17 protein-coding genes are annotated in these 13,170 nt (G+C 60.2%); 8 read left to right on the forward strand and 9 right to left on the reverse strand.

Features of this window, described 5'->3' with window-relative positions:
• From hisD to M8Q45_RS20315, 9 genes are all read right to left on the reverse strand, one after another.
• Nucleotides 1-1,326 carry a histidinol dehydrogenase gene (hisD, locus tag M8Q45_RS20275; RefSeq protein ID WP_030139866.1) on the reverse strand — a complete coding sequence of 442 codons (1,326 nt, stop codon included), beginning with the start codon at nt 1,324-1,326 and terminating at the stop codon, nt 1-3.
• 123 nt (nt 1,327-1,449) lie between these two features.
• Entirely contained in the window at nt 1,450-2,085 is a 636-nt protein-coding gene (gene hisG, locus M8Q45_RS20280) for an ATP phosphoribosyltransferase (protein ID WP_030139865.1), read from the reverse strand.
• Nucleotides 2,086-2,341: 256 nt separating this feature from the next.
• Nucleotides 2,342-3,607 (reverse strand): UDP-N-acetylglucosamine 1-carboxyvinyltransferase, encoded by a 1,266-nt coding sequence (gene murA / locus M8Q45_RS20285; protein ID WP_249876139.1) that lies wholly within the window; start codon nt 3,605-3,607, stop codon nt 2,342-2,344.
• A gap of 22 nt (nt 3,608-3,629) precedes the next feature.
• Nucleotides 3,630-3,869 (reverse strand): BolA family protein, encoded by a 240-nt coding sequence (locus tag M8Q45_RS20290; RefSeq protein WP_003221710.1) that lies wholly within the window; start codon nt 3,867-3,869, stop codon nt 3,630-3,632.
• 113 nt (nt 3,870-3,982) lie between these two features.
• Nucleotides 3,983-4,288 (reverse strand): STAS domain-containing protein, encoded by a 306-nt coding sequence (locus M8Q45_RS20295; RefSeq protein WP_249877367.1) that lies wholly within the window; start codon nt 4,286-4,288, stop codon nt 3,983-3,985.
• Between the two features lie 8 nt (nt 4,289-4,296).
• The gene (locus tag M8Q45_RS20300) at nt 4,297-4,950 is read right to left on the reverse strand and encodes an MlaC/ttg2D family ABC transporter substrate-binding protein (RefSeq protein WP_181287600.1); all 654 of its coding nucleotides are present in this window, start codon (nt 4,948-4,950) and stop codon (nt 4,297-4,299) included.
• A gap of 11 nt (nt 4,951-4,961) precedes the next feature.
• On the reverse strand, nt 4,962-5,429 hold the full coding sequence (gene mlaD / locus M8Q45_RS20305; RefSeq protein ID WP_030139861.1) for an outer membrane lipid asymmetry maintenance protein MlaD: 468 nt from the start codon (nt 5,427-5,429) through the stop codon (nt 4,962-4,964).
• Nucleotides 5,429-6,226 carry a lipid asymmetry maintenance ABC transporter permease subunit MlaE gene (gene mlaE / locus M8Q45_RS20310; protein WP_249876140.1) on the reverse strand — a complete coding sequence of 266 codons (798 nt, stop codon included), beginning with the start codon at nt 6,224-6,226 and terminating at the stop codon, nt 5,429-5,431. Before mlaE ends, mlaD begins: the two co-directional genes overlap by 1 nt.
• A complete protein-coding gene (locus M8Q45_RS20315; RefSeq protein ID WP_249876141.1) occupies nt 6,226-7,035 on the reverse strand; it encodes an ATP-binding cassette domain-containing protein in 810 nt (269 codons plus the stop codon). Before M8Q45_RS20315 ends, mlaE begins: the two co-directional genes overlap by 1 nt.
• Nucleotides 7,036-7,309: 274 nt before the next feature.
• Here M8Q45_RS20315 and M8Q45_RS20320 point away from each other — a divergent pair, with 274 nt between their 5' ends.
• The 8 genes from M8Q45_RS20320 (at nt 7,310) to ptsN (ending at nt 13,168) form a co-directional block, all read left to right on the forward strand.
• A complete protein-coding gene (locus M8Q45_RS20320; protein WP_249876142.1) occupies nt 7,310-8,284 on the forward strand; it encodes a KpsF/GutQ family sugar-phosphate isomerase in 975 nt (324 codons plus the stop codon).
• On the forward strand, nt 8,284-8,808 hold the full coding sequence (locus M8Q45_RS20325; RefSeq protein WP_030139857.1) for a KdsC family phosphatase: 525 nt from the start codon (nt 8,284-8,286) through the stop codon (nt 8,806-8,808). The genes M8Q45_RS20320 and M8Q45_RS20325 overlap by 1 nt, the downstream gene beginning before the upstream one ends.
• 7 nt (nt 8,809-8,815) lie before the next feature.
• The gene (lptC, locus tag M8Q45_RS20330) at nt 8,816-9,388 is read left to right on the forward strand and encodes an LPS export ABC transporter periplasmic protein LptC (RefSeq protein WP_249876143.1); all 573 of its coding nucleotides are present in this window, start codon (nt 8,816-8,818) and stop codon (nt 9,386-9,388) included.
• Entirely contained in the window at nt 9,375-9,923 is a 549-nt protein-coding gene (gene lptA / locus M8Q45_RS20335; RefSeq protein ID WP_030139855.1) for a lipopolysaccharide transport periplasmic protein LptA, read from the forward strand. Before lptC ends, lptA begins: the two co-directional genes overlap by 14 nt.
• On the forward strand, nt 9,923-10,648 hold the full coding sequence (gene lptB, locus M8Q45_RS20340) for an LPS export ABC transporter ATP-binding protein (protein WP_030139854.1): 726 nt from the start codon (nt 9,923-9,925) through the stop codon (nt 10,646-10,648). Before lptA ends, lptB begins: the two co-directional genes overlap by 1 nt.
• Nucleotides 10,649-10,812: 164 nt before the next feature.
• Nucleotides 10,813-12,306 (forward strand): RNA polymerase factor sigma-54, encoded by a 1,494-nt coding sequence (locus M8Q45_RS20345; RefSeq protein ID WP_030139853.1) that lies wholly within the window; start codon nt 10,813-10,815, stop codon nt 12,304-12,306.
• Nucleotides 12,307-12,382: 76 nt separating this feature from the next.
• Nucleotides 12,383-12,691, forward strand: coding sequence for a ribosome hibernation-promoting factor, HPF/YfiA family (gene hpf, locus M8Q45_RS20350; RefSeq protein WP_030139852.1), 309 nt, complete (start codon nt 12,383-12,385; stop codon nt 12,689-12,691).
• Nucleotides 12,692-12,703: 12 nt separating this feature from the next.
• Nucleotides 12,704-13,168: a PTS IIA-like nitrogen regulatory protein PtsN gene (gene ptsN, locus M8Q45_RS20355; protein ID WP_030139851.1), complete on the forward strand. Its 465-nt coding sequence runs from the start codon at nt 12,704-12,706 to the stop codon at nt 13,166-13,168.
• Nucleotides 13,169-13,170: the final 2 nt, after the last annotated feature.

Consider the following 13,170-nt stretch of genomic DNA (forward strand, 5'->3'; position numbering starts at 1 on the left):
TCAGTTCCCCTCCTGTTCGTCTTTGATGCGGTATTCAGCGCTGCGGGCGTGGGCACTCAGCGATTCGCCGCGGGCCAGCACCGAGGCGGTCTTGCCCAGTTCGGACGCGCCCTGCTCCGAGCAGAAAATGATCGAGGAGCGCTTCTGGAAGTCATACACCCCCAGCGGCGACGAGAAGCGCGCGGTGCCGGAGGTCGGCAGTACGTGGTTCGGACCGGCGCAATAGTCGCCCAGCGCCTCGGAGGTGTGGCGGCCCATGAAGATCGCACCGGCATGACGAATCTTCGGCAGCCAGGCCTGCGGATCGGCAACCGACAACTCCAGGTGTTCCGGCGCGATGCGGTTGGCGACTTCGATGGCCTGCTCCATGTCGTCGACCTTGATCAGCGCACCACGGCCATTGATCGAGGTGTTGATGATTTCAGCGCGGTCCATGGTCGGCAGCAGCTTGTCGATGCTGGCGGCGACCTTGTCGAGGAACTCGGCGTCCGGGCTGACCAGAATCGCCTGGGCGTCTTCGTCGTGCTCGGCCTGGGAAAACAGGTCCATGGCGATCCAGTCCGGATCGGTCTGGCCGTCGCACACCACGAGAATCTCCGAAGGGCCGGCGATCATGTCGATACCGACCTGGCCAAACACGTGGCGCTTGGCGGTGGCGACATAGATGTTGCCCGGGCCGACGACCTTGTCGACCCGCGGCACACTTTCAGTACCGTAGGCCAGCGCGGCCACGGCCTGGGCGCCGCCGATGGTGAACACTCGGTCCACACCGGCGATACACGCGGCAGCCAACACCAGTTCGTTGATTTCGCCGCGCGGAGTCGGCACGACCATGACCACTTCGGTCACGCCGGCAACCTTGGCCGGAATCGCGTTCATCAGCACCGAGGACGGATAGGACGCCTTGCCACCCGGCACATAGAGGCCGGCGCGATCCAACGGCGTGACTTTCTGGCCCAGCACCGTGCCATCGGCTTCGGTGTAGCTCCACGAATCCTGCTTTTGTCGTTCGTGATAACTGCGCACCCGGGACGCGGCTTTTTCCAACGCTTCACGCTGGGGCACGGTGATTCGGGTCAAGGCCAGTTCCAGGCGCTCGCGCGGCAGGATCAGGTCGGCCATCGAGGCAACTTGCAGGCCGTCGAACTTCTGGGTGAATTCCACCAGGGCCGCGTCGCCACGCTCGCGCACGGCCTTGATGATGTCCAGCACGCGCTGATTGACCGAATCGTCGGACACGCTCTCCCAGCTCAGCAGATGATCCAGATGATGTGCGAAATCCGGGTCGGCAGCGTTGAGTCGGCGAATCGAGGTGGGAGCGGTCATAGCGAGGGCCTCATTAATGGCAAATGCTCAGGCGCCCTAAGCTACCAGTCCATTCGCGTGGGCACCTGAGAAAATTGGCTATGACGCGGATAGACGGGCGCGACTCAAGGTCGCGCAGGTGAATCAGCCGCGGTGTCGCGATTCCACTGCCTTGCGCAGGGTATCGATCAGAGCCTGGATACGGGCGTGCTGCATTTTCATCGAAGCCTTGTTGACGATCAGCCGGGAGGTGATGTCGGCGATGAAATCCTGGGGCTCCAGGCCGTTGGCTCGCAAGGTGTTGCCGGTATCGACCACGTCGATGATCTTGTCCGCCAAACCGATCAGCGGCGCCAGCTCCATCGAGCCGTAGAGCTTGATGATATCGACCTGGCGGCCCTGTTCGGCGTAGTAGCGCTTGGCGACGTTGACGAACTTGGTCGCTACCCGCAGGCGCCCCTTGGGTTCGGCTGCACCGACCTTGCCAGCGGTCATCAGCTTGCAGCGGGCGATGCGCAGGTCCAGCGGCTCGTACAAGCCCTGGCCGCCGTATTCCATCAAAACGTCCTTGCCGGCAACGCCCAGGTCGGCGGCACCGTGTTCCACGTAAGTCGGCACATCGGTGGCGCGCACGATCAACAAGCGTACGTCGGCCTGGGTCGTGGGGATGATCAGCTTGCGGCTCTTGTCCGGATTCTCGGTCGGCACGATGCCCGCTTCAGCCAGAAGCGGCAGGGTGTCGTCAAGGATGCGGCCCTTGGACAGTGCGATGGTCAACATGGGAAACGTCAGTCCTTATCAAGGTACTCATGCCCGGTCGCAAGCGGCGCCGGACACACATCGAGGGTGAAACCACCCTCGATTTGAAGCGATTCAACAGGCACATCCGTGTGCCCACGGAAAGTGCCTGCGCGACGATCATACTGCGTTGAAAACAGGCTCGGAATGCTCATTGACAATCAGTCAAGTCGGGCGCGACCCCGGCCGTTCCTCGCCTGTTTTCGCCTTGCCTGATCGCCGCGCAGTCACTTTCCAATTAACCCGGTACGCGACGGATCTTGGCGCCGAGCATCTGCAGTTTCTCTTCGATGCACTCGTAGCCACGGTCGATGTGGTAGATGCGGTCGATCAGGGTGTCGCCTTCGGCGACCAAGGCCGAGATCACCAGGCTGGCAGAGGCCCGCAGGTCGGTTGCCATGACTGGCGCGCCCTTGAGCTTCTCGGTGCCGGTGACGATGGCCGTGTTGCCTTCGACCTGGATCTTGGCGCCCATGCGGTGCAGCTCATAGACGTGCATGAAGCGGTTTTCGAAGATCGTCTCGATCACCGCGCCCGTGCCTTCGGCAATGGCGTTGAGAGAGATGAACTGCGCCTGCATGTCGGTGGGGAACGCCGGGTACGGAGCGGTCCGCACGTTGACGGCCTTGGGCCGCTTGCCGTGCATGTTCACTTCGATCCAGTCTTCGCCGCAGGTGACCTCGGCGCCGGCTTCCTTGAGTTTTTCCAGGACAGCTTCGAGGATGGTCGGATCGGTGTCCTTGACCTTGACGCGGCCACCGGTGACGGCGGCGGCTACCAGGTAGGTACCGGTTTCAATACGGTCCGGCATCACTTTGTAAGTGGCCGAGTGCAGGCGCTCGACGCCATCGATGGTGATGGTGTCGGTGCCGGCACCGCTGATCTTGGCGCCCATGGCGATCAGGAAATTCGCGAGGTCAACCACTTCAGGCTCGCGCGCGGCGTTCTGCAGGACGCTGCGGCCCTTGGCCAGTGCCGCGGCCATCATGATGTTCTCGGTACCGGTCACGCTGACGGTATCAAAGAAGAAGTGCGCACCGCGCAAGCCGCCTTCCGGCGCCTTGGCCTTGATGTAGCCACCTTCGACGTCGATCACCGCGCCCATGGCTTCCAGGCCACGGATATGCAGGTCCACCGGACGCGAACCGATGGCGCAACCGCCAGGCAGCGCCACTTCGGCTTCACCGAAACGGGCGACCATCGGACCCAATACCAGGATCGAGGCACGCATGGTCTTCACCAACTCGTACGGTGCGATCAGGGTCTTGATGGTGCGTGGGTCGATTTCGACGGCGAGCTTCTCGTCGATCACAGGCTCGATGCCCATGCGACCGAACAGCTCGATCATCGTGGTGATGTCGTGCAGGTGCGGCAGGTTGGCCACGGTCACCGGGCCATCGCACAGCAGGGTTGCGGCCAGGATCGGCAGCGCGGAGTTCTTTGCCCCGGAAATACGGATTTCGCCATCAAGGCGAACGCCGCCGGTAATAATCAATTTATCCATAAGAATCTCGACGCCCTTGGGCTCAGGTGCGCTCGGCCCAGGCCGCGCGGCTGAAAAATTTCATAGTGACCGCGTGGATGCTGCCATCGGCGATCCATGGGTTCAAATGGGCATAGATGCTCTGTTGACGCTTCACCGGGCTCAACGCCGCCAGTTCATCGCTGATCACATTCAGCTGGAAATTGCAGCCTTCGCCTTCAACTTCCACCTGCGTACCAGGCAGCTTTCCTTCAAGGAAGCTCTTCACTTCTACAGCCTGCATGCTCAACCTCAATCGGCGCCCTGTGCGCACGGGTCGCACATCATACAAAAAAGCCCCTCGCCTGCGAACCCCGCGAAGCAGGACTCTGACGGGGGGCTTTTCAACGATGTGGATCAGGGGTGCGCCAACAGCTCGGTCAATTCGCTGACCTGGGCTATCTCGCGCATGTCTTCGGGCATCCCTCGGATGCTCCATGTCTTGCCGGCGGCCTGGGCATCGCGCATGAAACACAGCAAAAGCGACAGTCCGACGCTGCTGGACTTCTGCACGGCTGAGCAATCAATCACCAGCTCGGCTGCTTTTGCCGACTTGATCAACGCCTGGCCCTGCTTGCGCAAACCCGGGCCGGTGCGGTAGTCCAGCACGCCGCTGAGCAGCAGCTCGCCGGCCTCGCCCAGGCGAATGTCGGACTCGCTCACCGACTCGTTCATTGTTCCTGCTTCTCTTTGGCTTCTTCGGTCACTTCCTTGGCCTTGGCGACTTCACCGGCCCAGCCATCGATGGTCTTGTCCAGGTCATTGCCGTTGCGCTGCATGGCGTCGGCGAACTGGTCACGGAACAGCTTGCCGATGTTGATGCCATTGATGATCACGTTGCGTACTTTCCACTCGCCATTGATCTTCTCGAGTGTGTAGGACACAGGATAAACGGCGCCATTGTTGCCCTTGACCTGCATGTCGACGCTGGTGCGGGTGCCGCTTTCATCCTTGGCCGGCGAAACGGTGATGCCCTGGTTGTTGTATTCCAGCAAGGCGTTGCCATAGAACTGCATCAGGCTGCGCTTGAAGTTCTCCTGGAAGCGGGTCATCTGCGCCGGGGTTGCCTTGCGCGAGTACTTGACGGTCATGATGCTCTTGGAGATGCCATCAGCGTCTACCACGGGGCCGACGATGCCATTCAGCGCGTCGTAGAACGCGCTTGGGTCCTGCTTGTATTTTTCTTTATTGGCGGCAAGGTCCGCCAGCAATCGAGTGGTGGTGTCCTGGATGATGTCGTGCGCCGAAGGCGCCGCCATGGCATTGCCCATCAGCGGCAGGGCCGCCAACAGGACCAGCAGGCTGCGTCGCAGGATAGAGATCATTCAAAAGCTCCTCATTTGGCGTCTTTGCTAACGGTATTGAGCAGGAATTTACCGATCAGGTCCTCGAGCACCAGCGACGACTGCGTATCGTGGATGGTCCCGCCGTCCTTGAGCAGGGTGTCTTCCCCGCCCACGCTGATGCCGATGTATTTCTCACCCAACAGCCCAGCGGTGAGGATAGATGCAGTGGAGTCGGTCGGCAGATTATCCACGCGCTTTTCCAACTGCAGCGTCACCCGGCCCGTGAAACTGTCGCGGTCCAGATCGATTGCCGTGACCTTGCCGATTGTCACACCGGCCATGGTCACCTTGGCTCTGACCGTCAAACCGGCGATATTGTCAAAATAAGCATAAAGTTTATAAGTATCGGTGCTCGCGGTTGGCGCCAGTCCACTGACCCGCAAGGCCAGCAGCAGCAAAGCCAGGATGCCAGCCAGCAAGAAAAGGCCGACACCGATTTCCAGGGTGCGGTTTTGCATCAGAAATCTCCAAACATCAAGGCGGTCAGAATAAAGTCAAGGCCCAGTACGGCCAACGAGGCGTAGACCACGGTCTTGGTTGTGGCACGGCTGATCCCCTCTGACGTGGGCTCACAGTCATAACCTTGAAACACGGCGATCCAGGTGACCACGAAAGCGAATACGGCACTCTTGACGACACCGTTGAGCACATCGTCGAGGAAGTCGACGCTGTTCTGCATGTTGGACCAGTAGGAGCCTTCATAGACCCCCAGCCAATCGACGGCGACCCACGAGCCTCCCCAGATCCCCACGACGCTGAAGATCATCGCCAGCACCGGCAGGGAAATGAAGCCGGCCCACAGGCGCGGGGCAACGATGTATTTGAGTGGATCGACACCGATCATTTCCAGGCTGGACAACTGCTCGGTGGATTTCATGTTGCCGATTTCCGCGGTCAGCGCCGATCCGGCACGCCCGGCAAACAGCAGTGCGGTCACCACCGGGCCAAGCTCGCGCAACAGTGTCAGCGCAACCATCTGCCCGACCGCCTGCTCCGATCCATAGCTGGACAGGATACTGAAGCCCTGGAGCGCCAATACCATGCCGATGAAAATCCCCGAGACGACGATGATGACGAGGGACATCACCCCCACCGAATGCAGTTGCTTGACCAGCAGGCCGAAACCTCCGCCGGTCGAATTGCGGCCGAGCAAGGCGTGCATCAGGAACAGCGAGGAACGCCCAAGCACCGCCACCACGTCGATGCCGGAGCGACCGAACAAGCGAATTCTTTCGATTAACGATTTCTTGCGCATCAGCGCTTCCCCAGCAAGTCGGTACGGTAATCCGTGGCCGGAAAATGGAACGCCACCGGACCGTCCGGGTCCCCCTTCATGAATTGGCGAATGCGCGGGTTGTCCGAATCCTTCAATTCCTGCGGCGTGCCCTGCCCCAGCACCTGGCCATCACCGACGACATAGAGATAGTCGGCAATACTGGCGGTTTCGGCCAAATCATGGGAAACCACAATGCTGGTGATGCCCAGCGCATCGTTCAGCAAGCGAATCAGGCGCACGAGCACGCCCATGGCAATGGGGTCCTGCCCAACGAAGGGCTCGTCATACATGAGGATTTTCGGGTCGAGGGCAATCGCCCGCGCCAAGGCAACCCGACGCTTCATGCCGCCCGACAGCTCGTCCGGCATCAGTTCCAGGGCGCCGCGCAGCCCGACTGCCTGCAATTTGAGCAGAACGATGTCGCGGATCATTTCCTCCGGCAGCTCGGTATGGACCCGCAGGGGAAACGCCACGTTCTCGAACACATCGAGGTCGGTAAACAGAGCGCCGCTCTGGAACAGCACCCCCATGTCCTTGCGCGCATCGAACAAATCACTGCGAGACAATTTCGGAAGGTTCTGGCCATTGACCCAGACTTCGCCGGCACTGGGACGCAGTTGCGCGCCCATCAGTCGCAGCAGCGTTGTCTTTCCGCACCCGGAAGGTCCCATGATGCCGGTCACCTTACCGCGCGGGATGCGAATATCGATGTCATTGAAAATGCTGCGCGTCCCTCGCTTGAAGGACAGTCCCTTCAGCTCGACCGCGTAGGCGTTGTCGGCACTCATCTAAACTCCTTGCGATGCAGCCTCATATTCGAGTGCCCCGGCCCCAATCGACAGACGCCGGTACCGCCGGGCACACGAACCGGCGGCGAACTATATCACTGCAACCATCAGGCGCCCAAGGCCAACACCCGGCCCGTTAAGCCCGGCTTAAGGTAAAACGCCACATTTTATGTCCGGCCTCGCGCCGTTCGAGCAAACGCGTGACGAACTAACGTGAGGGAATCGTTCATTACCGCTATAATCGCCGCCTTTTCATTGGGCTATACGATCTGACATGAACCAATCCAGCGACCTGATTCAATCGGCACAACGTACTGTCCGCCTCGAACTTGAAGCCGTACAAGGCTTGTTGCCCCGTATCGACGCTGATTTCGTACGCGCCTGCGAGATGATTCTGGCCAGCAAGGGCCGTGTGGTCGTGGTCGGCATGGGCAAGTCCGGCCACATTGGCAACAAGATTGCCGCCACGCTGGCCAGCACCGGCACCACGGCTTTTTTTGTTCACCCCGCCGAAGCCAGCCACGGCGACATGGGCATGATCACCCGGGACGATGTCATCCTGGCACTGTCCAACTCGGGCTCGACCAATGAAATCCTCACATTGCTGCCATTGATCAAGCGGCTGGGCATCCAGATGATCAGCGTCACCGGCAATCCGGATTCACCGCTGGCCAAGGCAGCCGAGGTGAACCTCAATGTTCATGTCGAGCACGAAGCCTGCCCCTTGAACCTGGCGCCGACCTCATCCACCACGGCGGCCCTGGTCATGGGCGATGCCCTGGCCGTGGCCCTGCTGGAGGCCCGCGGGTTCACCGCCGAGGATTTCGCCTTCTCCCATCCCGGTGGCGCCCTGGGCCGTCGCCTGTTGCTCAAGGTCGAGAACGTGATGCACAGCGCAGGCGAGCTGCCGCAGGTTCAACGCGGCACGCTGCTCAAGGATGCGCTCATGGAAATGACCCGCAAGGGCCTGGGCATGACCGTTATCCTCGAAGCCGACGGCAAGCTCGCCGGGATCTTTACCGACGGTGACCTGCGCCGCACGCTCGACCGCGCTATTGATATACGTAACGCAACCATCGACGAAGTCATGACCCTTCACGGCAAGACTGCGCGCCCCGACATGCTGGCCGCAGAAGCCCTGAAAATCATGGAAGACCATAGGATCAATGCACTGGTGGTAGTGGATGAAGAGGATCGCGCGATCGGCGCTTTCAACTTGTCCGACCTCCTTCGCGCTGGAGTAATGTGATGACGACCGACCTGCTGCAACGGGGCAAGAACATCAAGCTCGCCGTTTTCGACGTCGACGGTGTACTCACCGATGGCCGCCTGTACTTCCTCGAAGACGGCAGCGAGTTCAAGACCTTCAATACCCTCGACGGCCAAGGCATCAAGATGCTGATGGCCGCGGGCGTCCAGACCGCCATTATCAGTGGTCGCAAGACCCCGGTGGTCGAGCGGCGAGCGAAAAATCTCGGCATCCCGCACCTTTACCAGGGCCGGGAAGACAAGTTGGTGGTGCTGGACGAACTGCTGGGCCAACTCAATCTAAGCTATGAGCAGGTTGCCTACCTCGGCGACGATTTGCCGGACCTGCCGGTGATCCGCCGGGTCGGCCTGGGCATGGCGGTGGCCAACGCAGCCGCTTTCGTACGCGAGCACGCCCACGGCGTCACCACCGCGAAGGGCGGCGAAGGCGCGGCCCGCGAGTTCTGTGAATTGATCCTGAACGCCCAGGGCCACCTCGAAGCGGCCAACGCCGCGTACTTGTGAGCCATTTATGTTAAGCAAGAAGATTCGCACCCTACTGGTGTTCGGCTGCATCGCCGCGATTTTTGCGGCGGTGGGTTACTGGAACATCAGCCCGGAACGCTTCCTTGACCCATCCGCGACCAAGGTCGAGGAAAACGATATCGATTGGTATGCGACCAATACGCATACCCTGCAATACCTGCCAGACGGCAAAGTGCAGTACGAAATGACGTCTGACAAAGTCGACCATGTAAAGGCCAGTGATATAACGCTGGTCACCAAGCCGGACCTGAACATGTTCCGCGGCACCGAATTTCCGTGGCATGTGCAGAGTGAGCGCGCCGAGGTCAATCCCGGCGGCACCGAAGTCGAACTGATCGACTCGGTACGCATCGCCCGGACCGATGAGAAAAACCGTACGACCATCATTACCAGCAGTCGCATGACGGTCTTTCCGCAACGAGAATATGCGCAGACCGAGCAACCCGTTAGAATCGACGGCGCCGGCGGCGTGTCGACCGGCGTGGGAATGAAGGCGTATTTGAAGGAAAGCAGGATACACCTGCTATCGAAAGTAAGAGGACAGTATGAAGCTCGCTAAAACCCTCCCTATTTTGCTCAGTCTGGGCGCGGCACTGGGAAGCGCGAGCGCCTGGGCCCTCCCCAACGACCGCGACCAGCCTATCCGCATCCAGGCCGACGACGCGCAACTGGACGACAAGAACGGTGTCGCCACCTATAAAGGTGACGTGATCATCACCCAGGGCTCGATGAAGGTGACCGGCAATACCGTGACCATCACCCGCACCCAGTCCGGCGACATCGACGTGGTGACTTCGGTGGGCAACCTGGCCTACTTCGAACAACTGCAAACCGCGGGCGACACCAAGCCTGTACAGGGTTATGGGGTTACCATCCAGTATCACGCCGCCCAGGACCGCGTTGTCCTGATCGACCGCGCCAAGGTTGTCGACAAGGACAACAACGTGACCCAAGGCGAGAAAATCGTCTATGACACGGTCAAGAAACTGGCCAGCGCGGGTCGTGCCACTGGCAGCAAGGTCACCGAGGCGCGTCCGCGTATCGACATGGTGATCCAGCCGAAAAAGAAAACCGACGAGCAAAAGGCCCAGTAATGGCAACTCTGAAAGCCCAACACCTGGCCAAGAGCTACAAGAGCCGCCAGGTTGTGCGCGATGTCAGCCTGTCCATCGAGAGCGGCCAGATCGTTGGCCTGCTCGGCCCCAACGGCGCGGGCAAGACGACCTGCTTCTATATGATCGTCGGCCTGGTCCAGGCCGATCAGGGCCGCGTCCTGATCGACGACCTGGACGTCAGCCACCAGCCGATGCACGGCCGGGCGAAGGCCGGGATCGGCTATTTGCCGCAAGAAGCGTCGATCTTCCGCAAACTGTCGGTTGCCGACAACATCATGGCCATCCTCGAGACCCGCAAGGAACTCGACAAGGCCGGCCGTCGACAGGAGCTGGAAAGCTTGCTGCAGGAATTCCACATCAGCCACATTCGCGACAACCTGGGCATGAGCCTGTCCGGTGGCGAACGTCGCCGCGTGGAAATCGCCCGTGCCCTGGCCACCGCGCCGAAATTCATCCTCCTCGACGAACCGTTCGCCGGCGTGGACCCGATTTCGGTGGGCGACATCAAGCAGATCATCCACCACCTCAAGGCCAAGGGGATCGGCGTGCTGATCACCGACCACAACGTGCGCGAGACACTGGATATCTGCGAGACGGCCTACATTGTCAATGACGGCCAGCTGATTGCCGAAGGTGACTCCGCGACCATCCTGGCCAATGAACTGGTCAAGGAAGTGTACCTGGGTCACGAGTTTCGCCTGTAAGCACAGATGTCTGGTGCATCGCCCGGGCGTCGCCAATTTTATTGTGGCGACGCTCTAGGCAAACACCTCAGTTTCAGGCATATAATTTGCTTAAGTTTGGCGCTCCGGCGCCCTTGTAGTGGATGGCGCATGTGCGCCGGCGAATAAGGTGTTAAGCCCCTGCCATGAAACCATCGCTAGTCTTGAGAATGGGCCAGCAGCTGACGATGACGCCGCAGCTGCAACAGGCCATCCGCCTGCTCCAATTGTCGACCCTGGACCTGCAACAGGAAATCCAGGAGGCCCTGGAGTCCAATCCGATGCTCGAACGCCAGGAAGAAGGCGACGACTTCGACAACTCCGATCCGCTGGCCGACAACGTCGAACAGAAAACCCCTGCCGAAATCCCGGAACCGTCCTATCAGGAAGCCGCCCCGACGGTGGATAACATCGAGGACGGCGAGTGGAACGAACGCATTCCCAACGACTTGCCCGTGGATACGGCATGGGAAGACGTCTACCAGACCAGCGCCAGCAGCCTGCCAAGCGGCGATGACGATGAGTGGGACTTCACCACCCGCACCTCCGCCGGCGAAAGCCTGCAAAGCCACTTGCTGTGGCAACTGAACCTGGCGCCGATGTCCGACACCGATCGCCTGATCGCCGTGACCCTGATCGATTGCATCAACAACCAGGGCTACCTGGACGAGACACTCGAAGAAATTCTCGAAGCTTTCGACCCCGAGCTCGACATCGAGCTGGATGAGGTCGAGGCGGTCCTGCACCGCATCCAGCAGTTTGAACCCGCCGGCATCGGCGCCCGCAGCCTGGGTGAATGCCTCTTGCTGCAATTGCGCCAGTTGCCCGCCAAGACACCGTGGCTGGCCGAAGCCAAGCGACTGGTCACCGACTACATCGACTTGCTGGGCGGCCGCGACTACAGCCAACTGATGCGGCGCATGAAGCTCAAGGAAGACGAGCTGCGCCAGGTCATCGAGCTGGTGCAAAGTCTCAATCCACGGCCCGGCTCGCAAATCGAATCCACCGAGCCTGAATACGTTGTCCCCGACGTGATCGTGCGCAAGCACAATGATCGCTGGCTGGTGGAGCTCAACCAGGAATCGGTGCCGAAACTTCGGGTCAACGCCCAATACGCCGGTTTCGTGAAACGCGCCGACACCAGCGCCGACAACACGTTCATGCGCAACCAGTTGCAGGAAGCGCGCTGGTTCATCAAGAGCCTGCAGAGCCGCAACGAAACCCTGATGAAAGTAGCGACCCAGATCGTCGAGCATCAGCGCGGCTTCCTGGAGTACGGCGATGAAGCGATGAAGCCGTTGGTCCTGCATGACATTGCCGAGGCAGTGGGCATGCACGAGTCGACGATTTCACGGGTGACCACCCAGAAATTCATGCATACCCCGCGGGGAATCTATGAATTGAAATATTTTTTCTCCAGCCATGTCAGCACCTCGGAAGGCGGCGAATGCTCGTCCACGGCCATCCGCGCGATCATCAAGAAACTGGTCGCCGCGGAAAATCAGAAAAAGCCGTTGAGTGACAGCAAGATCGCTGGTTTACTGGAGGCACAAGGCATTCAGGTGGCCCGCCGTACCGTCGCCAAATACCGCGAATCCCTCGGGATCGCACCTTCGAGCGAACGCAAGCGGTTGATGTAACAGGCCACGCCACAGCGTTCCAGTGGCAGGCAACCCAGCCTGCCGCTTTATGCACTGGCAACGAAGGAGAAGCTGTATGCAAGTCAACATCAGTGGACACCAACTGGAAGTGACCGAACCCCTGCGCACCTACATCGGCGAAAAACTCGACCGATTGGAAAGGCATTTCGACAAGATCACCAACGTGCAAGTCACGATGTGCGTCGAAAAACTGCTGCAGAAAATCGAAGCCACGCTGCATATTCCCGGCGGAGAAGTAGTTGCCAACGCAGAGCACACAGACATGTATGCCGCGATTGACCTGCTGACCGACAAGCTGGATCGCCAACTCAAAAAGCATAAGGAAAAGACCCAGAGCCTCCTCCAGGGCGCAACCGGTCGTTAACCCCCCCAATCCATGATCCGACTAGAAACCATCCTGACCCCCGGCCGTTCCCAAGTGAACGCGCCGGGCGGCAGTAAAAAGAAAGCCCTCGAACAAATCGCCAACCTGATCCACCGCGAAGTGCCGGATCTGGAAATGCAGGATGTCTTCGAGGCATTGGTTGCCCGTGAAAAACTCGGTTCCACCGGTTTTGGCAACGGCATTGCCATCCCCCATTGCCGCCTCAAGGGCTGCGCCTCGCCCATCAGCGCGCTGCTGCACCTTGAAGCCCCCATAGATTTCGACGCCATCGATGGCGCCCCGGTCGACCTGTTGTTCGTCTTGCTGGTCCCGGAGGCCGCGACCGATGCGCACCTGGAGCTGCTGCGCCAGATCGCCAGCATGCTCGATCGCAAGGAAGTACGCGAAAAACTACGCAGCGCCCCAAGCAACGAAGCCTTGTATCAGGTAGTCCTGGACGAGCAGAACGGCCATTAAAC

Source organism: Pseudomonas sp. T1.Ur (assembly GCF_023516725.1).
GTDB classification, from domain to species: Bacteria; Pseudomonadota; Gammaproteobacteria; order Pseudomonadales; family Pseudomonadaceae; genus Aquipseudomonas; species Aquipseudomonas alvandae.